This window comes from Nostoc sp. FACHB-190 (assembly GCF_014696905.1).
In the GTDB taxonomy this organism is placed as follows: Bacteria; Cyanobacteriota; Cyanobacteriia; order Cyanobacteriales; family Nostocaceae; genus Nostoc_B.
The window spans coordinates 49,044-72,793 of sequence record NZ_JACJQW010000024.1 but is presented as its reverse complement, the minus strand read 5'-3'; the positions used below and the strand labels follow the sequence as shown (position 1 = coordinate 72,793).

The following is a 23,750-nucleotide window of genomic DNA, read 5'->3' as shown; positions in this document are numbered from 1 at the left end:
AAAGGCTTTGAGCGTTTTTGGAGATATCTAGTCAATCAAAAGCTGTAAAAGCCAGTAATATACAAGATGATTGATACTTTACTTGCACCATCTCTACCAAATTATTATGTAGAACGTCTCGAATACAGCCGAGAGTTAAAAACTCGTCTGCTGAAAACTTCATCAGATGTAGGTGCTTTGGTCGTGACAGCTATTGATGGCTTGGCTGCGGTTGGTAAATCTACCCTGGCAATGGCTTTAGCACATGACCAAGAGGTGCAAGCTCATTTTTGTGACGGGATTCTCTGGGTAACTTTAGGTCAACAGCCTAATCTTTTATCGCTGCTTAGTGCTTGGGTACAAGCATTGGGGGACTACAACTTTAAACCCATCAGTGTGGAAGCAACTTCCAATCAACTGCGTACATTGTTGTATGAAAAAGCTGTGCTGCTAATAATAGACGATGTTTGGAATATAGAGGATGCACAAGCATTTAATGTTGGTGGAGCTATCTGTCAAGTTTTGGTAACAACCCGCGATGCAGAAATCGCCGAAGCTCTCGGAGCTAACCCCCCATGTTGTTTGGATGTGATGGAACCATCCCAAGCAATGGAACTGCTGACTAAAAAATTAGGACGATCGATTACTGCTATAGAATATCAGCCAGCGCAAGATTTAGCTTCATCCGTTAGTTATTTCCCTCTGGCGTTGTCATTGGTAGCTGCTGAAATCGCCAGTTGTACAACTTGGACTCAATTATTAGAGGATTTTCAGCAAGAGGTAGCGCGATTAAAAAATCTTAATCGACCAAAAGCAGAAGAAATTACTGATGAAACCATTTTAAAACGCTTGTGCTTAACAGCATCATTAAATTTGAGTCTCAAGCGAATGCCTAAAGAAGAGCAGGAGCATTTTTCTTGGTTGGGGGTATTACCGAAAAATGTTACCATCACTAAGATGATGGCAGCGACTCTATGGAAAATGGATATATATGATGCTGCTAAGACATTGGAATACTTAGAAAATAAAGCAGTTTTATCGCCTGGAGTTCCTTTAAAAGATGGGACACCAACGTACCGTTTACATGACTTATTTCATGACTTAGCACGTAATTTGTTGACTGCTCCACCAAACTCAGAGGATGAAGATAATCTATCGGGTTTGGGTATAACTTTAGCCTCTGCTCACGCTACTTTTTTGGAGACTTATCGAAATAAAACCTCTAAAAATCTTTGGCATACCTTACCCAATGACGGGTATATCCATCAGCATTTAGTTTGGCATTTGTCCAAGGCTCAAAAGGTAGAAGAAATTCACGAATTATTACGAGAAGATTCAGAAACAGGAGGTAATGGTTGGTACGAAGCTTGCGATCGCTTATCACAAACTGCCAATTTTGTAACTGATGTTGTTCGTGCTTGGGAATTGGCAGAAAACTCCTGGACTGAAACAACCTTGGCTCAAGTTATTGGGTTGCAGTGTCGCTATGCTTTAATTATTGCATCCCTTAATAGTTTAAGAGTTGATTTACCAGTAGGGCTGCTGGTTGCGTTAGTTGAAAAAAATATGTGGACTCCTGAGCAAGGACTCAGTTACGCAATACAAAGCTCGAATCCATCACAGAAAGCAAACTTGCTTACACAGCTAGCCAATCATTTGCCATCAAAGTTAAAAGAATTAGCACTGTCGAAAGCTCTGGCTGCTACTAGGGAGATTGATACCAGGGGGGCTGAGGATGAAGAGTTTCGCGTCTTTATTATAAGTAGTTTGGCTGTTAAACTGCCACCAGAATTATTATCAGAGGCTCTGGCTGTTGCTAGGGAGATTCATTTTGAGAGCTATCGCGCCGATGCCATAAGTAGTTTGGCTGACAAATTGCCGCCAGAATTGTTACCAGAGGCCCTGGTTGCTGCCAGAGAGATTCAGGATGAGGAGTTTCGCGCCCAGGTACTAGGTAGTTTAGCTGATAAATTGCCAGAATTGTTACCAGAGGCTCTAGCTACTGCCAGAAAGACTGAGGATGAGTTTAGGCGTGCTCGAATTCTAAGTAGTTTGGCTGTTAAATTGCCACCAGAATTGTTACCAGAGGCTGTGGCTGCTGCCAGGGAGATTCATGATGAGGATTCTCGTGTCTCTGTTCTAAGTATTTTGGTTGATAAATTGCCAGAATTGTTACCAGAGGCGTTGGCTGCTGCCAGGGTGATTGAGAATAGCTACAATCGCCGCGATGCTCTAATTAGTTTGGCTAATAAATTACCATCAGAATTGTTACCAGAGGCTGTGGCTGCTGCCAGGGAAATTCATGATGAGGAGTTTCGCGCCGAAGTACTGGGAAGTTTGAGTGATAAATTGCCGGAATTGTTACCAGAGGCGTTGGCTGCTACCAGGGAGATTGAGTTTGAATCAAGTCGCGCCTATATTCTAAGTAGTTTGGCTGATAAATTTCCAGAATTATTACCAGAGGCTCTCGCTGCTACCAGGGAGATTCAGAATGGTTATAATCGCGCTGATATTCTAAGTAGTTTGGCTGATAAATTGCCCCCAGAATTATTACCAGAGGCTCTCGCTGCTGCCAGGGAAATTCAGGATGAAATGTATCGCGCCCAAGCCTTAAGTAGTTTGGCTGATAAATTGCCAGAATTGTTACCAGAGGCGTTGGCTGCTGCCAGGGAGATTGAGGATGAAAAGTATCGCAACGATGCTCTAAGTAGTTTAGCAAATAAATTACCACCAGAATTGTTATCAGAGGCTTTAGCTGCTGCTAGAGAGATTAAGGATGAGAAGTATCGCGCCCATATTCTAAGTAGTGTGGCTGGTAAATTGCCGGAATTGTTACCAGAGGCGTTGGCTGCTGCCAGGGAGATTCAGTTTGAGTCAAGTCGCGCCCAAGCCCTAAGTAATTTGGCTGATAAATTTCCAGAATTATTACCAGAGGCTCTGGCTGCTGCCATAGAGATTCAGGATGAGGAGTATCGCGCCCAAGCCTTAAGTAGTTTGGCTGATAAATTGCCACCAGAATTGTTACCAGAAGCTGTGGCTGCTACTAGGGAGATTGAATATGGAGAGTTTCGCGCCTCTATTCTGGGTAGTTTGGCTGTTCAGTTGCCAGACTTGTTATCAGAGGCTGTAGCTGCTGCTAGGGAGATTGAGTATGATGCGTTTCATTCCGATGCTCTAAGTAATTTGGCTAATAAATTCCCAGAAGTGCTACCAGAGGCTCTGGCTGCTGCCAGGGAGATTCAGAATGAGTATTGTCGCGCCGACAGCTTAAGAAGTTTGGCTGATAAATTGCCACCTGAATTATTACCAGAGGCTGTGGCTGCTGCCAGGGAGACTGAGGATGAGTACTATCGCGCTTATGTTCTAATAAGTTTAGCTGATAAATTCCCAGAATTATTGCCAGAGGCGGTAGCTGCTGCCAGGGGGATTCAGGATGAGTATCCTCGCTCCTTAGCCCTAAGAAGTTTGGCTGATAAATTCCCAGAATTATTACCAGAGGCTCTGGCTGCTACCAGGGAGATTCAGGATGATGAGTACTATCGCGCCAATGCCTTAAGAAGTTTGGCTGATAAATTGCCACCAGAATTGTTACCAGAGGCTCTGGCTGCTGCTAGGGAAATCCAGGATGAGTACTATCGCGCCAATGCCTTAAGAAGTTTGGCTGATAAATTGCCACCAGAATTGTTACCAGAGGCTCTGGCTGCTGCTAGGGACATTCAGGATGAAAAGTATCGTGTCGATGCCTTAAGAAGTTTGGCTGATAAATTGCCACCAGAATTGTTACCAGAGGCTCTGGCTGCTGCTAGGGACATTCAGGATGAAAAGTATCGTGCCTGTATTCTAAATAATTTAGCTGATAAATTGCCAGAATTGTTACCAGAGGCTCTGGCTGCTGCTAGGGACATTCAGGATGAAGAGTATCGTGCTGATGTTCTAAGTGATTTGGCTGATAAATTGCCAGAATTGTTACCAGAGGCTCTGGCTGCTGCTAGGGAGATTCAGGATGAAGAGTATCGTGCTGATGTTCTAAGTGATTTGGCTGATAAATTGCCAGAATTGTTACCAGAGGCTGTGGCTGCTGCTAGGAAGATTCAGGATGAAGAGTATCGTGCTGATGTTCTAAGTGATTTGGCTAATAAATTGCCAGAATTGTTACCAGAGGCTGTAGCTGCTGCTAGGAAGATTCAGGATGAGAAGCATCGCGCTCAAGTCCTGAGTAGTTTGGTGGATAAACTTTTACAAATACAAAAAACTCAACTTTTTTGTCTCTGGGGAAAAACTCTTCACATCTTATCTGTTTACACTCGCCCAGGTTTACTTAGTGATATAAGTATATTAACTCCAATTATAGATACTTTAGGTAGCGAACAAGCATTGAGAGATACAGCTTCTGCTATCCAAGATGTTTCACGGTGGTGGCGATAAAATTTAAAAATCGCTCTCTGAGTCAACATTTATTTATTTTTTGGTAAAAGCTGAAGCTTCAAAAGTTGGCACTGTTCTTTATATTTTTTACGCATAGCTTCCCTTTCCGATTGGTTAGGGATTTCTGCCAGTACACGCTCAACATTCTTTTTATCACAGTACATTTGCCGCATTATCGGAATCCATGTTGCATTCCAACCATCTTGCCCAGTCATGCGCTGCGAAACAGGCTTACCAATATTCGCAAGTGCCACAGCCTTCTCTAAGTCTGCTTCACTATCCCAAAATTGAATACTTTCGGTACGCTCGTCAAGCAAAAAGTAACCCTCAGCCGCTTGACCTGTAACATGCCTGCGATAATATCTCCACCATTGAACTTGGGAAGCTAAAGTTTTACGCTGGTTGCTCATTAAACAGGTGCCGCACTCATCTTTGTATGGGTCACTGTGGGTAATAAAATTACCGTTGGCTGTTGTCACTTCCCATTCTGCAAATCCCACTGTAGCCATTACAGATTGAGGTAATGCGATTACAACACTACCGAATATACCAAGTAACAACTTACGCATAATTAACTAATTATTTAGACATTATTTTAAAGATAATGTTTAATATAGCCGAGCCAATTTTCATCTGGTTTGTGCTTTATGATAACTTCTTATTTGGGCAAGGTCAGCACATCTCAAACCCTGCAATTTTACATTACTAATCTTGCCAGTGATGCTAACAAAATTGGTAGTGCGATTCGACAGCATTGGGGTATTGAAAATTCTGTTCATTGGACGCTATACCATTTTGGATTTTAGATTTTGCGAAAAGTTGCGTGGGCGGGTTCCCCGACTTGAGCAAACTTTTCAAGACAGATTTTGGATTGGGTAAGGGTTGATCGGTAGGCTTTTGAGTCATCCATCTGTCGCAATCATTTTTTAATTTGGTATTAGATGTCACTTTTAATGAAGATGAATGTCGAATTCGTTCTCTGCACAGTCCACAGAATTTTTCTTTGCTACGTCGCATTGCTCTTAATGCCTTAGAGCGAGAATCCTCTTTCCGCCGCAGTATTCGCCAAAAGTCTCGGCGAGCCGCTATTAATGATCAGTATATGCTTTCTGTGTTGGCCGCATCTCTCCCCAATTCAATCCTCTCCTAGAATCCCACTGTCAATAGGTTTTGAGACGCGCTAACCCTGCTATATCTGTAAGGAAATTTCTATTTTTGTTTTTTATTTGTGCCATTTTTTAAGGCCTGTGCTAATTGTTCTGTACTCAGGTTACTTAACAAAGTGATATTGAGAGGTGCTTGATTAATATATTGAGCATAAGATGATTGTAAATAAGGGCGATATTCTGCATTATTTAAGAGATTTGTTTCCATAAAAGCCACACTTAATGCTTTTAAATATGAATAAACGGGTTCTGGCTCTGGCCCTAATAAACCGGTTGGTACAGGTAAAACATTATTTTCTGGAGCAGGTTCTTGTAGTGCAGAAAAATGGGTAGCATTTTCAATTAATACTAGATATTTGTTAGGTTCAGTTAGCCAAGTAAAGGGACGAATCTGTTCGGGGATGGCGGGGGCAAAAATATCTTGGCTACCCGTGACTATCATTGCGGGAACTTTGATTTCACTGATGCCATTTTCGCCTAAGACTGAACTGTTAATTGGATTAATGGCCATCACTGCTTTAATTCGCGGATCTTGTAGTGCATAATCTGTTTCGGATAATTCAGCAGCTTGACATTGCAGTAATAAAGATAAATTCAAGGATCTATTGGGATAACAGTCTCGACGCAACTGAGCAAAGTTCAGTTTAGCTCCGGCTAAAGTCAATACTGTATAACCACCAAAAGAATGTCCAATGGCTCCAACTTCCTGAAAGTTGAGTTTTCCTCGTAGCTGAGGATTAGATGTTTCTAAGCTTTGGAGTTCATCAAGGACAAATTTGACATCTAAGGGACGGTCGATAAATTCTCGTGGTTGTGGTGGCCCTGCTAAACCAGCAAAGTATTTTTGAAAGCGTTGGGCGTTACTACCGGGGTGTTCTAATACGGCGACGGCGAAACCATAGGAAACTAAATGTTCTGCTAGATAAGCTAAAGCATAGCGGTCTGAAGCTAACCCATGAGAAATCACAATTAAGGGAAAAGGCTTTTGGGTTGTGACTTGTGGTATGTAAACATCTAGTGGTAGACGACGATCGCGTTTAGTGTCATTTAACTCAAAGTACAATTTTTGCAACGGCAATTTTCCTGGCTGGCGTAAATCTGGCTTTTGCGAAAAATCTATGTTTGCGTTGCTAGATTCAGCGATCGCTTGTTGTTGCAAATATGCCACAACTGCATCTCTATCTTTGAGTAATTCTGATAAATTGTTGACTATCTTAATTCCTTCGGAGAAATTTAATTTAATTGTGGGCGAAGGAAACTTACGTATGATATTGACAACCGTTAAACCTTCTTTAGAGTCTGCCGCAGCTAAAATCAAAGCCGCCCGCACAGCATAAAAACCATTTTGGCGAGATTCTGTAAGTAACAATTCTCCTAAACGTTGTACAACTTGCTCTCCGATGGGGGAATAAGTAAACTGTGACACTAAAGTAGGTGTGGCACTAAATCGCTGTTGTAAAAGCTCTCGTAGTTGCGCCAGTTGTTCCGGTGTGGCACGCTGGGCATAAATGTCTAACTCTCCAGTAATTTTGCCTTCTTTGGCGAAGGTTTCTAGCGCATCTGTGGATAACGAAAATTCTCCAAAAGGGGGATAAAATAAGCTAATGCGTTCGGCTCCCCAGCTAGGAGCAGCTGATAAAACAGTGGATAATAGCCCCAAACCCAAGTATTTCAGCAGTTTTTTCATAAGTTATTGCTAAATGGAGAATTATCAAGGTTATATTAGGATGCGATCGTTAATATAGAAGGTTTTGCCAGACAAAAGTGAAATATCACCAGAAATAATACTTCGGTGGTATCTGACTATTCATCGACTGTGAGAAAACTTTGGTGAAAAGACTATGTTTGCAGTCAAGCTGACTCTACACATCATCCAGATAGCTATAACAAAATTTCCAGATGCAAACATCAGATTCAGAAAGCACTCAAATCACTTTTTACGACTATCTGAAATAACTGATTACTCTTGTGCCAATTTTAGTAGAGTTTCAAAGACCTGCTTTTGCAAAGATTCATCAGGAACTCCTAAACCAAAGATGCGGACGAAGGTAAGACCTTCAAGTGCTAGACGAATTACAGTTGCTATTGCTGGATCGATTCCACTGTTTTCGATTTGCTGTTGCCAATCAGCTAAGTGTTTCTGCACTGGCTCAAGTAATTCTGGATTTTCGGCGATCGCAGCTAGAAAACTAAAATGAATAGCGATCGCTTCAGCATCAAACTTTTTAAATGACCTGATATAAGCCCTCAGCCAATGTCCAGGTGTATCGGGTGCATCATCTTGCTTTAATTCATTCTCTAGTGATAGTGTCTTTTCATCAATTAGCTGTTGCAACATCCCAGAAATCAAGGCTTCTTTGCTAGGAAAGTGGTAAAGCAATCCACCTTTACTGACACCTGCTTCACGAGCGACAGCTTCTAACGTCAGAGCCTTGAAACCAGATGCTACCATCACTCGCCCTGCTGCTTCTAACAATGCTGTACGGGTAACAGACGCAGATTTTGTTTTTTTATTAGCAGTCATAGCGTTGAATTAAGGAGCTAGATAAATTGTCTTCACCAGACAATTTATCTAGCAATGAGATTTTTTGTGAATTTAGGTTTCTGCCATTAGTTTACCGTTTAGTTGGTAGACTAAATTTAGTGTACCGTCTGGACGGTAATGCGTCAACTAAATGAGTGAAAAAGTTTGGTCGTTTTTTGAGTAATGAGTAAGGATTACAGGGCTTACGCAAAACGTAGACGCACTCTTCGGCTACCCGCAGGGTAGGAAACTATATAAGAGTTTGAGAGAGTTCTTACATAAGTCCTAGTAAATACTCATTACTCATTACTCATTAATAATCTTTGCGAGTAAGTCCTGTTAGTGTCAGCAATAAGCGCGATAATGGATATAGAACTCAAGTTAATCTTATGTCTACAGTTTCCTGCTCCAGTTGTGTCGTAATTCTCAACCAACAACAGGAACAAAATATGTCTCACCAACAGCAGTGCCAAAATCAGCCAATCAACCACAGTCAAAGTACTGTTAAAAATTCTACAGTGGTAAAAAATGGCCGGGTTGTTGTCATATCTGAACAAGCACAATCTCAGCAGACTAACGAATCTCAAAACGCATAAAACACGGGTTAGGAAATTTGTTATTTTTTAGATTGCGACGTTAGTCTTTACGAAAATAATAAAAATCTCAGTTTAATATCGGTATTTTTGACTAATTCCTTAAATTTACCTTTACGAATTTAGTTTAAAATTACTCTGGGGCTTAAGCTATTACACGGAGACGCACATAATTTTAGATATCTTTTGTGTTGGTGGTTAACTGCTTACTATTAACAGATAATCATCAAGTAACATCATGGGAAATTATGTAATTTAAAGCTTAATAGCTACAGAAAAATACTTTCTCAAAAAGCCAAGTTTTAGCTCAATCACTTGAATTTAACTACACCAGAGGCAGATAAATGAAAAGTTTATTGTTGGGAATAGGAGCTACCTTATTTTTTGCTTCCAATGCTCATGCAGCCACCCTCATATATAATGAAGCTGTTGATGGTGACTTATCTGGCGACAACTTAAACCCAACACTAGTGAATCTTTCAGTTGGTTCTAACAGAATTAGTGGTTCTACCACTGGTAATAATAATCCCGTTCTGGACAGAGATTTCTTTACCTTCACTATTCCTGCTGGTCTTCAATTGCGTCAAGTTATCTTAACTACTTATACCGGGCTAGATGGTACAGGGGCAAATCAAGGATTTTTAGCAGTCCAAAGAGGTTCTCGTATTACTAGCCTAATTAATAATCCTCCATTACTAGGTGCAGCTTTAATTGGTGCCGCGCCTGGAACCCAACAAGGAGATAATGTCTTAGACGACTTAGGTACAGCAGCATCAATTCAAGGAAACAACTTTGTGGGTTTTCCTAGCGGTAGACTTGGCGCTGGTACTTACACTTTCTGGATACAGGAAACAGTTGGTGGGATACAGAACTACACCTTAGATTTTGTTGCCACAGTTCCCGAACCATCAACTATTTTCGGTATTGCTGCTGTAACGGGTTTGGGTACTTTAATCAAAAGGAAGAAGCGTGGGCAGAAAGCGACAATAGATCAATAAAGTTTCTCATCAGTGTGGAAATTCACCTTTTTATAGATCCCCTGATTGTAATGATGGGGATTTTCTTATTCTTGATTGCCTTTGAATGGCGATCGCATAATTATTCTGCTTGAGTAGACGATTTTAAAATATAACTAGCTAACTCACAAAATCCTGCGGCTTCAGCTGCACTGGTGACGTAAATTGGTCGATTTTGTAAGCGACTGGCGTATTTTACGATATTCGCTACACCCACAGAAACAGGAAAATTATTGGCTGCAAATAAACTCTCATCATTGGGACTATCACCAACAGTGACAACTTGTGTGGGTGAGTAGTCAGGCCAATGTGCTTGTAATACTTGCAATAAACCCACGGCCTTATCTTGACCTTGGGGTTTGATATGACACTGCACTGTACTGTAAGTAAATCCCCACCCCATTGATTCACAGAGATTACCTAAAGTTTGTAATTCCTCTACAGTTAAAGCCGCGACATCGAATGTCCAGTCTGTGAGGCGAAAACGATTGTCCGCAGATTCTTGAATTTGGGGAAATTTCTGTTTTAATTCGGCAAAAACGGCTGCTAATTGTTGGCGGTGCAATGTTAAGTCAGGAATCGCAGTTAAAGCAATGGGCTGTTCACTACCCTTGGGATAGAAGATACCACCATTTTCAGCGATCGCACCTGCAACCGGCATTAAGCTACTAATTCCACTTACCCAACCCGCAGAACGTCCTGTGATAATTAATACATCAACTCCAGATGCTGTTAATTCTTCTAACGCTTGTAATAACGCAGTAGAAAACTTTCCTTCCTTGGTTAGAGTCCCATCCATATCAGTAGCAATCAGGCGGATATTACTCCAGCAACTAGATGCAGCTTGAGATATAGGAATTAGATTTAAATAATACATATTAGTAACTGTATATACGCAGTTTATAAAAAGCTGTTAAAAATACTAATAACACAGCAATATGACCTTGAGGATTTGGGCATTCTAAACAATGACAAGTAAATTTATTGTTACCATGCTAAATCCTATACTTCTGGCGCAATCTCCACCAGCAAAAACAAAAAAAGTTACTCAAAAACCAGCCGCTAGTGAACCTTCCCCAGCACCGCCCTTTTTATTAATTACCTCTGGAGGGCTGGCTGTAGCGGTGATTGGGTTGATTGTGTTTGGCAAAATCCAGATGACTAAGTTAGAGAAAAAAATTAAATTTGAAAAATTCCGTGCTAGAGAGCTAGAGAAAAAGTTTAAACTGGCGCTAGACACAATCCGCAAAATGGAAACTAACCCGGATTTGGTAAACTCACGGGACTTCAACCTCGATTATTTACGGATGCGGATGTCTGAAGAAGTATTTCATTTTGCGATTCTGAACCAAATTAAAATCAGAGTCAAAGATAAAATTTCTCAAGCTTTGCGTCCCAACCAATCTCAACAAGGGACTGTGGGAATAGCCAATAGTGCAGGGCGACAGGTGGATGAGATTTTTGATGTTGAATATGAAAGTGGTACACCGCCAAACATTGCGAAACGGGTGCTATTCCGCATTCAAGTTAAGCTGATGAAGTTACCCACCCAAGCAACTTCCGCCACAATTAGCCAAATTATTGATTGCATCGAGACTTATCTTAGCCCGATGGACGATGAAGATACATGGCAACCGACAATTCAAGGTCGCCTTGCTACTATGCACTGGGATCAAAAAGCTAAACCCACACCATTACTAGTGTTAGAACAATCCAATGATGGCGTAAATGTCACGTTTCGGACTAGTCGCCAAGCAAATGCCCCAGCTAAATAGACTGGGAGTCGTGAGTAGGGAGTAGGGAATAGGGAAAGAAAAAGAGTCTCTTGTATCAACTACAAATTGGTATAGCCATAGCCAAGGTAGTTAAGACATTTGTCAATGATCAAATCTAGATAGCAAATGTCACCGTTCGACTAAAGCTCACGGCAAAAGCCTGTTACCTGTCCCCTACTATGTATGTTATGCTTTTTCGCTCCATGCTCCAGCATCGTAACTAATAACGGCGCTTTGGGAGTCACGGGCTAAAAGGCCGTCTTCCATTTCGACAATCCGATCAGCTATGTCTAAAATCCGGTTGTCGTGTGTTACTAACAAAATGGAAGTTCCTTGTTCTTTGGCGAGACGCTGCATAATTTCTACAACATCACGCCCTGATTGTTTATCTAAGGCGGCAGTTGGTTCGTCTGCTAACACTAGTGGCGGATTGTTCACTAGGGCGCGAGCGATCGCAACTCTTTGTTTTTGTCCCCCAGATAAGTTATCAGGATAGTAATTAACTCGGTTCTTTAAGCCAACAGCAGTTAGCATGGTTTCTGCTTTGGCGATCGCATCATTTTGACTGACTTTATCATTCAGTTCTACCGCCATTTGGACATTTTGCCGCGCAGTTAAAAATCCTAGTAAGTTATGCGCCTGAAAAATATAGCCAATGTTACGCCGAATTTGTACTAGTTGAGTTTGGCTAGAGCCGAATAATTCTACACCCAAAAATTTTAAATTACCTTCTTGGACAGACCTTAAACCGCCAATCAAACTCAGTAATGTTGTTTTACCTGAGCCAGAAGGGCCTGTCATAATCACAATTTCTCCTGGATAAATTTCCAGGTTAATGTCAAATAAAATCTGTCTTTTTAGTGAGCCTTTGCCATAGTAATGATTCAGATTTTTAATGGCAATTACAGGTTCTTGTCTCATGTTCAGTTGTTGTTTAGAAGTTGATAATTGCTTCTCGGAACTCTAGAGCCTGTCTGCAAATCATGAGTAAGAATTCAGGAGTCAGAATTCAGAATTCAGCATCATAAATCAATCAAGAGTTTGCCAGATGAAAGTTTTGATAGTCTTATAGTATTAGTTATCAAACTCTTATTAACTTTGGCTTCTGGATTCTGTATTCTAAGTTCTTACAGTTATAGTGACAGTTTAAGCATTAAATATATATCATTTTGATAATAAAAACTGATTGCTTGCTACATATTTATCAAAATGATTTAGAAAATATCAGCCGGGTCAGCAGAACGTAACTTGCGTACAGCGATCGCACCAGATATAAAACACATAATCATTGTTAATATTAATACCGAAACTGCTCTGTCAAAAGTCATAAAAATTGGTAAAAGTGTAGCATCTTTGGCTTTTTGATACATTAAAATTGTAAAAAATAATCCAGGTAAATATCCCAAACAAGCTAATAATAAGGCTTCTTGTAAAATCACTGTTAACAAATATTTTTGTGTATAGCCTATAGCTTTTAAAGTCGCATATTCAGATAAATGGTCGGACACTTCTGTATAAAGAATTTGGTACACAATTACAGTCCCGACAATAAAACCCATAATTGTTCCTAAACTGAAAATAAAGCCAATGGCTGTACTACTTGCCCAATAATGACGTTCAAAATCGATAAAATCTTGTTTAGTCAATACATTCACATCTTGGGGTAAATATTGGCGTAAATCTTTCGCCACAGCCTGAACATCTGCTCCTGGCTTGACTTTAATTACGCCAATATCAATTAAGCCTTGCTGACGGGTATTAAAGATACGTAAAAAATTAACATCGCTGGTAATTAAGTTACCATCCGCACCAAAAGATGTGCCTAAAGTAAACAATCCGACTACTTTAATTTTGCGTCTTCTGAGTTCGGCAGTGACAGTTTTACCTTGATCAAAATCAGAGGCGATCGGCCCATACTCCTGCCTAGAAGAACGGTCAAATAAAACTACATCAGGTAGCTTTAATCTGTCGAGATTTTCAGAAACTCCAGGTAAATTAAATAAATTAACTTCCGGGTTAATGCCAAACACAAGTAAAGTACGTGACCGCCCTGTGACTGGATTTTTCCAAGCAGTGTAATCTAAATATATGGGATGTACTGATTGTACTGTTGGCAAATCCAAAGCTTTATATAACCGCCGTTGCGAAAAGCTTTTCATAGACAAAATCGCATTAGATTGGCGGTTAATTAAAACAATGTCACCATTTAAACTACTATGTAACTGCACGTTACTGTAATAAAGTGCATCTCGGAAACCGAGTTGGGTAAACATCAAAATATCAGCAAAAGCAATCCCAGCTAAAGCTACGGCTAATCGCGTTTTATCTCGCGTCATTTGTAGCCAAGCGAGAGGTATTTTTTGAATCATGTTATTTATCAATGGTCTTCTGGAATGAATCAGATTAGTAACTGTTCATCTGATCAATGTGTATTTTCACAAGCTAGGGCGGTAGTCAGATATGTGAGGAAATTTTGAAAGCTGGAATGCCAGGAATAATCAAACTTTTACCTCCTGCCTCACTTCGACTACGCTCAGTGAACACCTGCCTGGTTGGTGAGCGAAGCCGAACCACTGCCTTCTGCTAGTTAATTAGAAGCTGATGGGTTATTAATTTCAACCAGAACTTTGGCATTAGTTAAGCCAGAAACTTTACTGCTATCTTCTGGAGAGATGGCAATTTTAACTTCTACAACTCTGGCATCAACATCAGCAGCCGGATCATTATTCAACACATCTTTTTTACCGACTTTTCTGCCAATTTCAGCCACAGTTCCTTTTAATTCACCTTCAAAAGCGCCATTATCACTACTGACAGCAACACTTTGACCAATCCGAACTTTACTAATACTATCTTCTGGAACTTCTGCAACCACCATCATTTGCTCAGTTTGACCAATTTCAGCAATACCATTGGGGCTGATGGCTTCGCCTGACTTGGTGTAAATTTTTAAAATTTCTCCAGAAGTTGGTGCTTGAACGTAGCTTAATCGCAGTTCTGCATCGGCTTGTCTCACAGTAGCGATCGCATTACTAACTTGTGCTTGCGCCATTTGAACATTCGTCGGATCAACTTCTATCAATCTCTTGAGTCTGGCTCGTTCTTCGTCGAGTTGTCTTTGTAAAGTGGCTACAGTTTTGTCACGGGTGACTCTAGCTTCAATTAGTTGCTGTTGTAAGCTGGTTAAGGTTTTGACTTGGTTCGCCCTAGCTTCTGCAACTTGTTGACGCAAAGTTGCGATCGCTTGTCTGAGAGTCGCTTGACTTTCCACTACCTGCTGTTGAGCCGTAACCGCACTCAGTCGCCGTCTATCCCGTTCTTGTTGAGAGATAGCACCTTGGCGATAAAGAAAATCATAACGTCCAGCATCAACTTGAGCATTACGCTGTTCGGCTTGGATACGTGTCAAAGTGGCTCTTAAGCTATCACTTTGTCCGCGCAATTCTGCTTCCAAGCGATCGACTGTCGCCTGTTGAGCTAGTTTTTCTGCACTCAACTGCGATGCAATTCTAGTAATTGAGGCTTGTTGAGCATCCCTCTCGCCGCGTAACTGAGCTTCTAGTCGAGCAATTACCGCTTGTTGCGCTTGTACATCTCTAGGTGAACCCACTCGAATTTGGGCTAAATTAGCACGCGCTTCTAGTAATTTGGCTTTTGCTTGTTCGACATTGGCTAACTGAGTGTCATGATTGTCTAAAAGGGCAATCACTTGTCCTTTTCTCACCTGTTCTCCTTCGCGGACAAACAGTTGCTTCACTCGTGATGCAGATTGTAATCCGGCTGCTGGTGCAGAAAGTTTAATCACTTCACCGCGTGGTTCTAAACGCCCTACTGCACTAATAGTGTTAGCAACTGGTCTGACTGGTACAGATGAGTTAATCTTTTTCAATTGCTCAACTTTAGCTGTAGTTAGTAACCCCGCAGCGATTACTATTGGTAAGGCTACAGCGATGCCCCACCAAATCTTAGGTTGTTCTGGATCAAGTATTGGTGGCCTTGATCTTGGCTTCTCAGTCACCCTTGACATGGTTGTTGCCTGTTTATTTAAAAATGTGCTGATGGATATAAAAAAGTATGAGACGTAGTAGAGATTTGATAAATTACCTCTACTAAATACCCTCGGAAATTTGATACCAATTAATACTTAGAGCCACAACTTTGACATCATGGCGCTAATAGTAGGTAGCGTTTATCTCATTAATTTTCAGTAGTGGTAGAGCAAAATTAATGGGACAAACTACTAGTTATTCAATAGATGCAACAATCAAGACAATTGCTAATGCGTAATTAAAATATCAATGAGAATCCACCGCTTTGAAAAGCAACCCCGGTTCAGTTGGAAACTCAATCTTTATCAGAAACTTAATTATGAACTAGCAATTACAAATTTTCAATCAATTTTCTCAAATAGCGCATCCCTAACATTACAGTTTCCTTAAACTTGTAGTCAACTAATTATTAGGTTTGTTAACTTTGAACTCATTGGGAAATTCGCTCCACAGATGCTACAGCTATGGTTAAACTCCATTAAACTATTGTCATAGCAAGAGGCAGTGGTTCGACTGCGCGGTAATCGAGCGAAGCGATGCACTGAGCTTGTCGTTCGCGTAGCGTCTCCGGTAGGAGAAGTGTCGAGATTCACCAACCAGAGGTAGGAGGTAGAAGCATTAGTATTCTTTCAGCATTTGTATGTTCAAAATTTCCTAATCTATATGCTTCTTGCTATAACTAAATTCTACATTTATCAGTTGCAGGAAAACGTAACAGAATCTACAGATGCGGCAGGGGAAGAAAGTCTGAAGTTTGATAGTGTGTAGACACATATCTTGCACCTAGCCTCAACAAATGGAACTCGCGGCTATAAGAACAAAGTCTGCCTATCGCGCTTGCACTGCGCTTGGCGCACCACACAGACTAACGTAAAATCAAAGGTTTTAAACCCACGCAGGTGGGTTTTGTCTGTGTAGCTGCGACTTCAGTCGCTTGGTGCAAAATGTGAATAGATGCGTTTTGCTTCTTCAAGAGAAGTATAAAATTTTGTCCTTCTGTTTCCTAATTTCTACCTCCTGCTTTTTTATACATGACAAATGACTTATTCTGGCAAATCAAATAAGACTGTCGTCATGTAATTATCTGCCCATTCTTGCCCAAAGGCTTTTTCTAGGACGCGGCGGGTTTTATCGTTTTGTTGTTGTTTGGTACAGTAGTTGCGTTGTCCAGCGATAATTTCCTGAGTTTGTTCAGGGGAAATTGGACTAGCTGCGATCGCTTGGGTACAATGTACTTCTAAAAAGTCCTGCACACGTTCCAAGAACATCGCTTCTTCTTCTGGGGAACTAGGACGGATAAACAAGCAAAATTCCGAGAAGATGTGACCCCATTCTGGTAACTCTCGCGGTTGGGAAAATTCTATTGTTTTCAGTGCGGTGAGTTGATTTGTATAGGAAACTGGCAAGGTCAAGTCTAAGTGTACCGGAGATAAATCGGCGATCGCTGCACTAATTTGCCCTCTACCACCAACTAAATCGCAACCAAACATCGGTAAGTCATATTCTGGACGCGGAAACATCACGCAATGCAAAATATCCAGCATATTTCCCACCTTCGCCAGTTCTAAGTGCATTTTGCGAAACTGTGGTGTTTGATAGCAGCGATTTTCAATTGTCAGTTTTTCACCCTCTAATCGACCTTCCACATATCCCAACTCTGCTGGTAAATGGTAAGGCGACAGTTCTAAATGCTTGTGCCAAGCCGCCTCGATGCTATCAGCTAACTGCCGAATTAGGGGATGTTGTTGTTCACGGAGTGAGGGAGTTGAAGTAAATGACATATTCTCATCAGAAATGCTATCTAAGGCCAGTCTACAGCCAGCCGTGCCACTTCTATTCTGCCGCGCAACATTAAGCAAACTGTTACATATAGTTACGTAAAGTTATAAGACATTGACTTTTCAAATGAATTACTTATTTTGTAGTCTTAGTTACAGAATTATTTTGATTTTCATTCATCAGGGAGTCTTCGGTTATGCAAATTAATACTCAAAGACCAAATTGTGCTGTCCCAGCAGTTAGACAAAACCTAGCTTGGTTAAGCAAAGCCTATAGTCAAAATTCCCTCAAGTCATGTCAACCTGCTGTCTGGGTGCGCCTTGTCGAACCTCTTAGCCCATACAGCTATGATGAAGCATTGTTACTTTGCCAAGTTTCTGCCGATGAGTGGTTAGCTTGGGTTCCAGATCATGGGGAAGTGACATTGCGTCTTGGTCAAGGGTCAATAGTTTAGGACTTACGCAAAAACTCTCAATTTCAGAAGACTTGGCGTAAGTCCCGTTGTGATGAGTTAATTTATTGCCAAAAATCAGTGGCTTCATATCCCAGTTCTGCCAACATCTGCCGTAGCAAAGGTAAACTGAGACCGATAACATTACTGTGACAGCCTGCTATTTTTTCAACAAATAAACTACCAAAACCTTCCAAAGCAAAAGCACCAGCACATTTGAGAGGTTCGCCGGTAGCGACATAAGCTTGGATTGCGCGATCGCTCATGGTTGCAAAATAAACCCTTGTCACCTGACACTTAACTAAAGTCCGGTTTTGGGCAGTGTCAATCAACACATGACCTGTGTATAAGTCGCCTATATTACCCTGCATAAATTGCCAACGAGCGATCGCTTCTGCTGCATCTGCTGGTTTGCCATGAATCTTACCATCAATAGCCAAAACCGAATCACAGCCCATAATTAAAGCCGATGGAAACTGTGGTGCGATCGTTTCTGCCTTACGTTGAGCTAAAACCTGCACTAACTCACCAGGATCACTCAGTTGAATTTGTGACTCATCAAAATCACTGGGTATAACTATCGGTTCAATCCCAACCGTTTGCAGCAAACGCCGACGTGCAGGAGAAGCAGAAGCCAATACAAATTGAGGAATATTTATTGTCATTGGTCAATGGTCATTTGTCATTTGTGCTTATATTGCCTTGCTTTCCCTACTCCCCACTCCCTACTCCCCACTCCCTAATTAATAATTAATACACGGTGAAAGAATCGACAACATTTTCCATCGTCCGTTTCACCTTTGTCCAACGTTTTTCAGGAATGGAGGCGTTAAAGGTAAACAGTTTGCCACGACTAACAGCAACACTAGCGATGTTATGTCGTTGCTGAGAATTTGGGAGTTTGACTAAATACTCTAATATATAGTAGGTTTTGCCTTCATTATCCTTTTCTCGCGCATCAACTAATTCGGCTGTGCGACCAGAATCTGGAGGTGCAAGGGCCGCTTTGCCAAGTTTATAACCAACTTCTGTGGGAGCGCCCAATTCTTTTAAGGTTTTACCTTCAGGAACCGGACTAATCACGACAGAAACATTTTCCGAGATTTCTATCAAATCATGAAATACGATATCAGGGCCATTGGCAACTTTCACAGATAGCCAGCCATTAGGGTATAAAAACTGATAACCATCAGCAGTATCTACATAGCTTTTAAATCCAGCCGCAGCAGCTACACCAGGATTAATCAAGCTAAAGCTCAACATTAATAAGCAAATAATTGCAATTTTTTTCCACATTGTTAGAGATTCCTTTGGCGGGAAGTAACAAAAATTAAACATTATGTATCGTTTTTATTGTCCCACCAACGGGGTCGCTTCATCTCGTCATTGGTGATGAGTCATTTGTCAAAAATTAAACAATTTGCAAAACCAAAAGTGTCATATCATCAGTGTTTTGCCTATCAGTACCAATAAACTGCTGAACTTGGTTAAATAAATAATCCACGATTTCTTCTGGCCCGTTGCAATAGCGACAAGCGGCGCTGAAGGCTGCTACAAAGTTTTCTTCATCGAAGCGATCGCCACTAGCCGCCGCCGCATCCGTCAGTCCGTCTGTATAATAAATTACAGTATCTCCAGGTTCTAACTGTGCCTGGGCATCTTCATATTGACTGTTGGCATCTAAACCAATCAACATCCCCAAAGTATCTAAGCGGCTAACGGTTTTTGTGGCTGCGTGCCACCACAAAGGCGGATTGTGTGCAGCATTACTGTAAGATAAAATCCGATTTCTGGGATTGTACTCAGAATAAAACAACGTCACAAAGCGGTGGGAATTTTCCAAATCCGCATACATCACTCGATTCAAATTTTGCAAAATCCCCGCCGGGGAATTGCCATGTAAGACTTCGCCCCTCAGCATTCCCCGCATCATCGTCATAATTAATCCGGCGGGAACACCTTTCCCCATCACATCCCCAATCACAAAACCCCAACGGCTATTTTCTGGAGACACTCTATTAATTAACTGCAACTGGTTATGATTGGTGGGAATAAAGTCGTAATAATCACCACCCACACGATTAGCAGGTTTACAACGTGCTGCTAGTGATACACCAGGAATATTCGGACATTGACGCGGTAAAAGTCGGCGTTGAATTTCTGCCCCAATTTCTAATTCTTGGTCTAGGCGTTCTTTTTTCCGCAGTTCTACAGCTAGTTCGTCGTTTTCAATTGCTACTGCTGTTTGGTCTGCAACCAAGCGCACTAGCTTTTGTCTGGTTTCTGTCCAGCTATAGTCAGGGTCACGACTTAAAACGTAGAGCCAGCCGCGTTCTGTATGCTTAACTAAAATTGCCGTGCCGAATATTTGCACATCAGGCCCCAAATAGCGGTGCATCTGATCATCTAATATGCCGGTGGAACTCGCCAAAGGTGTGCTGTTGGGCAGTAATGTAACTTGACTACTGGCTGTTTCTAAAGCTTTGCGAATATTTTTGCGCTGGCGACTATCCTGCCAGTGGAGTTGCTCTAACCTAACTTGACCGTTAGGCTTGTAGAGAAATAAAGCACTACCATCAGCATCTGTCACCCTTGTGGCCATCAAGGGAATCAGTTCTAAAAACTGATTTAAATTGTTGAAGCTTCTGAGGGCAAATCCTAAAGAACTCAGCAAATCTTGAATTTTGTTCTGTTCTCGATGCAACCTTGCCACAAGTTCTTTTAGTGCTACGACTGGTGTGACATCCGTCGCGGCACTATTATTACCATCAGTAGGTTGAAAGGGTACTTGAGACACAGGCACAGATAATATCCAGTTAAGAGTAGTAGATTTTCAATTGATTAATAACTCTTTGCGGCAAAATATTGCTAAATCATATTGAGACAAGATAAGTCAATTTAGCAAGAGTAGAAAGACGTAAGCGAGAGCGATAAAAAACTATAGCATTCGCTGATTTTATTTCTACCTAAATCCAGATACATAAATTTCATGTGTTTTTACGCAAAAGCTGATGAGTATAAATCAGTAAATACCTCCATTGCTGAGAAAATTCTCACGCTCACGGCAGTCAATTAGCAAATCATACATCATGAAACATAAAATTCCTTAATTAATTGATTAATTATTTTTGCCAATTTTTGAGATTTTTTCTTGTCTCAGAGAAATATTCAGATACTGAAATAAACCATAACTTAAAATTTTCAGGGAAAATATCACTTTAACTGGATCAGCTAGAGCATTTTTCTAACTTTTAATTTACCTTTAGAGAATATTTGTCAGTTTTTCTGGAAATTCACTTCAATATATATACTCCTAAATTTGGACAAGCTGATTTGCTGATAACAATAGGCTTTTGCTAACTTACCAACGAACTTACTTGAGCTTTTTTGTTTTTTTCAGTATTTATAGCAGTTCTCAATTGGGTTTACAAGGTTGGGACTGGCGCAAAAAGATTACTGGTTGAGAATGGGTGTAGGGGTGTAAGGGTATAAGGGTTTTGCATACCTAGACCCCTACACCCTTCTTACATACCTGACTTTTGCGTTTGTCCCATACAGATTTAGCCACTCAAGAGAGCTTCAACAAACTCGTAGCTAGAAAATGGGCGTAAGTCTTCAATTCCTTCACCAGCCCCAATAAAGCGAATTGGTAAACCTAATTGTTGGACTACAGCCAATGCGACACCACCTTTGGCGGTACCATCCAATTTGGTTAATACTACGCCACTCAGTTGGGCCGCTTGGGAAAATACTTCGGCTTGGCGCAAACCATTTTGACCAAGGGTAGCATCTAAAACTAATAGAGATTCGATTTTGGCGTTTGGGGCTTTTTTGTCGATGATGCGGCGAACTTTTGTGAGTTCATCCATTAAGTTCTTTTTATTTTGCAATCTTCCCGCAGTATCAACTAATAATAATTCTGTGTTGCGTGCTTGGGCGGCTGCGATCGCATCAAACACCACGGCGGCAGGGTCTGTATTTTTACCAGGGTTGGCAATGACTTCTACACCACTTCTGTTTCCCCAAACCTTGACTTGTTCGACAGCCGCCGCCCTAAAAGTATCTGCTGCGCCAATCAAACATCTGTAGCCAGATTTTTGAGCTAAATGGGCAATTTTACCGATGGTTGTGGTTTTGCCAGCGCCATTTACACCAGTAATTAACCAAATATTTAAATTGTCTTTATCTGGGGCAAAGCTGGTTTTCTCAGATTTGCGAATAGGCTCCTCTAACATATCCCGTAAGATTTGTTTTAAGTAAGCGATCGCTTCTTCTGGAGGTGTAACTTCTTCCCGCAGTTTTTGTTGTAAAGCACTGATAATATAATCTGTGGCTTCTACACCCACATCAGCTTGTAACAATACAGATTCAATTTCGGTTACTGCTGCTTGGTTGAGTGGCCCTTGTCCAACAATGGCTTTTAGTTGATTGACGATGTTCCGCCGGGTTTTGTCTAATCCTTGGCGTAACTTTTTCAGCCAGGTGATTTCTTCAATCGAAATGTCTTCTGCACGTCTACCTTGAGCCGCCAATAATTCTGCTGACCAGACAAACCCTTCATCAAATGCCAAATCTGGTATTTCTGCGGCAGTTGCTTCACTCACACTTGCTGGCTGTACCTCTGGTTGTGTAACTTCAATGGCACTAGCTATTAAGCGTTCTTGCTTGGCTTGCCGTTCTGCTGCTGCCCGTTCTAAAAAAGATAATGCAGCCGTCTCGGTGGCCTGAGTTTCTTGTGATGTTACTTCTTCCGTACTGGCTGTAATTTCTGTTTCTGTAACAGCTACTTCCTCAACAGTAGTTGCTACTTCTGGTTGTGGTGTTTCGACAGTTGCCGCAGGTTCTTGGCTGGGAGTTGTGACCTCTTGTGAATCTGCGGCTATCGTGTCTGTTGGGGCTGGTTCTCCAGTTTCTATTTGTTGTTTTTGCTGGATATTTTTATAGGCAGCTTTAGCAAACGCCAACAAATCTGCGGCCGAATCCGGTGCAGTTTCTGGGTTAGTATTTGATGTTTCGGTTGCCTCTGGTTCGGTTATAGGTGTGGGAGTATTTTCTGCCTCTTGGTTTTCAGAGGGAGTAGCAGAAGAATCGTTATATTGACGACGAAACCAATTAAAAGCCATTGCTGCTAACAGTGTTAGTTGTGATTTAAGTTAGGAGTTATGAGTTCGTAAGTTAAGAGTTTAATAGAATTTGTTACTCTTCCCTGTGGTGAAATCCTCCGGGATATCCTCACCTCTCAATTTCGGGTTACTGGGAGGGGGTAATTCATCCCTCACAAGTACCTGACTTCTCCTCACCTTCAACTCACAACTTAGCATTCAGAATGGTTACAAAGTTAGGATAAAACACTAGGAAGTTTTTTTTGTTCTGTGAATCGCCGCAGCACTCCATTAATAAATCGATGACCTTCATCGCCACTGTAGCGTTTGGCTAACAAAACAGCTTCGTTGATGGCTACGCTGTCAGGCAAGTTTAAAAATGTCATTTCAGCTACAGCGATACGGAGAATGTCGCGGTCAATTTGAGCTAGACGGTTGACTTGCCAATCTACCAAAGCCGCCGATATTTGTTCATCAATCAAGATCCGATGCTCATTCACGGTTTTGACAATTTGAATGGCATATCTGCCAACTTCTCTGTCTTGGTTGGCGAGTTGAATTAATTCGGGAAACTCAACTGCTGCGCCAAGTTGATTGATGGCGGTTTGGGTATAAGAGATCGCTTCTTGTAGCATGGTTCTCGCAGTATTCATATCAGCAGCGCGAGTTTGGCTAGTTAATAGGCGATCGTTACTGCGTTGCAATTCCGCCGCAGCGTTGTCTAAGGTATCTTGCACTTCTGCCCTTAAGGTACGCACGGTTGCTAATACCAATTTAGGCAGATGTTCTTCGGTGAGTTTTTTAGGGTTGACTGGCAGCTGGCTGAGACTTAACAGCGCCAGTTCACGAGCGATTTGTTGGGGTTTGCGGTCTTGCATGGAAGTGAGTGCC

19 protein-coding genes and 1 pseudogene are annotated in these 23,750 nt (G+C 41.4%); 7 read left to right on the top strand and 13 right to left on the bottom strand.

The window, feature by feature from the left end; all coding sequences use genetic code 11:
- Positions 1-66: 66 nt before the first annotated feature.
- On the top strand, positions 67-4,404 hold the full coding sequence (locus H6G28_RS23215) for an NB-ARC domain-containing protein (RefSeq protein WP_190674538.1): 4,338 nt from the start codon (positions 67-69) through the stop codon (positions 4,402-4,404).
- A gap of 29 nt (positions 4,405-4,433) precedes the next feature.
- Here the strand turns inward: H6G28_RS23215 and H6G28_RS23210 are convergent, their stop codons facing one another.
- Positions 4,434-4,973 carry a hypothetical protein gene (locus tag H6G28_RS23210; protein ID WP_190588675.1) on the bottom strand — a complete coding sequence of 180 codons (540 nt, stop codon included), beginning with the start codon at positions 4,971-4,973 and terminating at the stop codon, positions 4,434-4,436.
- Positions 4,974-5,051: 78 nt separating this feature from the next.
- On the opposite strand from H6G28_RS23210, the gene H6G28_RS23205 reads away from it, so the two are divergent.
- Together H6G28_RS23205 and H6G28_RS23200 are read left to right on the top strand one after the other, a co-directional pair.
- Positions 5,052-5,210 carry a transposase gene (locus H6G28_RS23205; RefSeq protein WP_190588945.1) on the top strand — a complete coding sequence of 53 codons (159 nt, stop codon included), beginning with the start codon at positions 5,052-5,054 and terminating at the stop codon, positions 5,208-5,210.
- A gap of 131 nt (positions 5,211-5,341) precedes the next feature.
- Positions 5,342-5,554: pseudogene (locus H6G28_RS23200) on the top strand (transposase); the annotation flags it as partial.
- Positions 5,555-5,613: 59 nt separating this feature from the next.
- Here the strand turns inward: H6G28_RS23200 and H6G28_RS23195 are convergent.
- Positions 5,614-7,257: an alpha/beta hydrolase gene (locus H6G28_RS23195; protein ID WP_190588674.1), complete on the bottom strand. Its 1,644-nt coding sequence runs from the start codon at positions 7,255-7,257 to the stop codon at positions 5,614-5,616.
- 273 nt (positions 7,258-7,530) lie between these two features.
- On the bottom strand, positions 7,531-8,094 hold the full coding sequence (locus H6G28_RS23190) for a TetR/AcrR family transcriptional regulator (RefSeq protein ID WP_190674535.1): 564 nt from the start codon (positions 8,092-8,094) through the stop codon (positions 7,531-7,533).
- A gap of 389 nt (positions 8,095-8,483) precedes the next feature.
- Between H6G28_RS23190 and H6G28_RS23185 the strand changes: the two genes are divergently transcribed.
- Positions 8,484-8,690: a hypothetical protein gene (locus tag H6G28_RS23185; RefSeq protein ID WP_190588672.1), complete on the top strand. Its 207-nt coding sequence runs from the start codon at positions 8,484-8,486 to the stop codon at positions 8,688-8,690.
- Positions 8,691-9,031: 341 nt separating this feature from the next.
- On the top strand, positions 9,032-9,685 hold the full coding sequence (locus H6G28_RS23180) for a PEP-CTERM sorting domain-containing protein (RefSeq protein ID WP_190674532.1): 654 nt from the start codon (positions 9,032-9,034) through the stop codon (positions 9,683-9,685).
- A 100-nt stretch (positions 9,686-9,785) separates the two neighbouring features.
- Here H6G28_RS23180 and H6G28_RS23175 read toward each other — a convergent pair whose 3' ends face one another.
- The gene (locus H6G28_RS23175; protein WP_190674529.1) at positions 9,786-10,580 is read right to left on the bottom strand and encodes an HAD family hydrolase; all 795 of its coding nucleotides are present in this window, start codon (positions 10,578-10,580) and stop codon (positions 9,786-9,788) included.
- A gap of 115 nt (positions 10,581-10,695) precedes the next feature.
- Between H6G28_RS23175 and H6G28_RS23170 the strand changes: the two genes are divergently transcribed.
- A complete protein-coding gene (locus tag H6G28_RS23170) occupies positions 10,696-11,478 on the top strand; it encodes a hypothetical protein (protein WP_190588896.1) in 783 nt (260 codons plus the stop codon).
- 186 nt (positions 11,479-11,664) lie between these two features.
- Here the strand turns inward: H6G28_RS23170 and H6G28_RS23165 are convergent, their stop codons facing one another.
- From H6G28_RS23165 to H6G28_RS23150, 4 genes are all read right to left on the bottom strand, one after another.
- Complete coding sequence (locus H6G28_RS23165; RefSeq protein WP_190588669.1) at positions 11,665-12,399, bottom strand: DevA family ABC transporter ATP-binding protein; 735 nt, start codon at positions 12,397-12,399, stop codon at positions 11,665-11,667.
- A 293-nt stretch (positions 12,400-12,692) separates the two neighbouring features.
- Entirely contained in the window at positions 12,693-13,847 is a 1,155-nt protein-coding gene (devC, locus tag H6G28_RS23160; RefSeq protein ID WP_190588668.1) for an ABC transporter permease DevC, read from the bottom strand.
- Between the two features lie 218 nt (positions 13,848-14,065).
- On the bottom strand, positions 14,066-15,505 hold the full coding sequence (locus H6G28_RS23155) for an HlyD family efflux transporter periplasmic adaptor subunit (RefSeq protein WP_190588667.1): 1,440 nt from the start codon (positions 15,503-15,505) through the stop codon (positions 14,066-14,068).
- 1,065 nt (positions 15,506-16,570) lie between these two features.
- A complete protein-coding gene (locus H6G28_RS23150; protein ID WP_190674624.1) occupies positions 16,571-17,308 on the bottom strand; it encodes a phycocyanobilin:ferredoxin oxidoreductase in 738 nt (245 codons plus the stop codon).
- Between the two features lie 194 nt (positions 17,309-17,502).
- Here H6G28_RS23150 and H6G28_RS23145 point away from each other — a divergent pair, with 194 nt between their 5' ends.
- A complete protein-coding gene (locus H6G28_RS23145; RefSeq protein WP_190674526.1) occupies positions 17,503-17,760 on the top strand; it encodes a hypothetical protein in 258 nt (85 codons plus the stop codon).
- 62 nt (positions 17,761-17,822) lie between these two features.
- Here H6G28_RS23145 and H6G28_RS23140 read toward each other — a convergent pair whose 3' ends face one another.
- The 5 genes from H6G28_RS23140 to nusB form a co-directional block, all read right to left on the bottom strand.
- Positions 17,823-18,416, bottom strand: a complete 594-nt coding sequence (locus tag H6G28_RS23140) for a Maf family protein (protein ID WP_190588894.1) — start codon at positions 18,414-18,416, stop codon at positions 17,823-17,825.
- Between the two features lie 91 nt (positions 18,417-18,507).
- Positions 18,508-19,053, bottom strand: coding sequence for a photosystem II reaction center PsbP (psbP, locus tag H6G28_RS23135; RefSeq protein WP_190588664.1), 546 nt, complete (start codon positions 19,051-19,053; stop codon positions 18,508-18,510).
- Between the two features lie 115 nt (positions 19,054-19,168).
- On the bottom strand, positions 19,169-20,560 hold the full coding sequence (locus tag H6G28_RS23130; protein WP_190588663.1) for a PP2C family protein-serine/threonine phosphatase: 1,392 nt from the start codon (positions 20,558-20,560) through the stop codon (positions 19,169-19,171).
- Between the two features lie 757 nt (positions 20,561-21,317).
- Positions 21,318-22,880, bottom strand: a complete 1,563-nt coding sequence (gene ftsY / locus H6G28_RS23125; RefSeq protein WP_190674523.1) for a signal recognition particle-docking protein FtsY — start codon at positions 22,878-22,880, stop codon at positions 21,318-21,320.
- A gap of 215 nt (positions 22,881-23,095) precedes the next feature.
- Positions 23,096-23,737, bottom strand: a complete 642-nt coding sequence (nusB, locus tag H6G28_RS23120; RefSeq protein ID WP_190588661.1) for a transcription antitermination factor NusB — start codon at positions 23,735-23,737, stop codon at positions 23,096-23,098.
- Positions 23,738-23,750 lie beyond the last annotated feature (13 nt).

Coding starts and splice junctions, on each gene's coding strand:
- H6G28_RS23155 (WP_190588667.1), bottom strand. CDS start 15,505: ATGTCAAGGGTGACTGAGAAGCCAAGATCAAGGCCACCAATACTTGAT.
- H6G28_RS23185 (WP_190588672.1), top strand. CDS start 8,484: ATGTCTACAGTTTCCTGCTCCAGTTGTGTCGTAATTCTCAACCAACAA.
- H6G28_RS23195 (WP_190588674.1), bottom strand. CDS start 7,257: ATGAAAAAACTGCTGAAATACTTGGGTTTGGGGCTATTATCCACTGTT.
- H6G28_RS23170 (WP_190588896.1), top strand. CDS start 10,696: ATGCTAAATCCTATACTTCTGGCGCAATCTCCACCAGCAAAAACAAAA.
- H6G28_RS23180 (WP_190674532.1), top strand. CDS start 9,032: ATGAAAAGTTTATTGTTGGGAATAGGAGCTACCTTATTTTTTGCTTCC.
- ftsY (WP_190674523.1), bottom strand. CDS start 22,880: ATGGCTTTTAATTGGTTTCGTCGTCAATATAACGATTCTTCTGCTACT.
- psbP (WP_190588664.1), bottom strand. CDS start 19,053: ATGTGGAAAAAAATTGCAATTATTTGCTTATTAATGTTGAGCTTTAGC.
- H6G28_RS23145 (WP_190674526.1), top strand. CDS start 17,503: ATGCAAATTAATACTCAAAGACCAAATTGTGCTGTCCCAGCAGTTAGA.
- H6G28_RS23165 (WP_190588669.1), bottom strand. CDS start 12,399: ATGAGACAAGAACCTGTAATTGCCATTAAAAATCTGAATCATTACTAT.
- H6G28_RS23190 (WP_190674535.1), bottom strand. CDS start 8,094: ATGACTGCTAATAAAAAAACAAAATCTGCGTCTGTTACCCGTACAGCA.
- H6G28_RS23175 (WP_190674529.1), bottom strand. CDS start 10,580: ATGTATTATTTAAATCTAATTCCTATATCTCAAGCTGCATCTAGTTGC.
- H6G28_RS23210 (WP_190588675.1), bottom strand. CDS start 4,973: ATGCGTAAGTTGTTACTTGGTATATTCGGTAGTGTTGTAATCGCATTA.
- H6G28_RS23215 (WP_190674538.1), top strand. CDS start 67: ATGATTGATACTTTACTTGCACCATCTCTACCAAATTATTATGTAGAA.
- H6G28_RS23150 (WP_190674624.1), bottom strand. CDS start 17,308: ATGTCATTTACTTCAACTCCCTCACTCCGTGAACAACAACATCCCCTA.
- devC (WP_190588668.1), bottom strand. CDS start 13,847: ATGATTCAAAAAATACCTCTCGCTTGGCTACAAATGACGCGAGATAAA.
- nusB (WP_190588661.1), bottom strand. CDS start 23,737: ATGCAAGACCGCAAACCCCAACAAATCGCTCGTGAACTGGCGCTGTTA.
- H6G28_RS23205 (WP_190588945.1), top strand. CDS start 5,052: ATGATAACTTCTTATTTGGGCAAGGTCAGCACATCTCAAACCCTGCAA.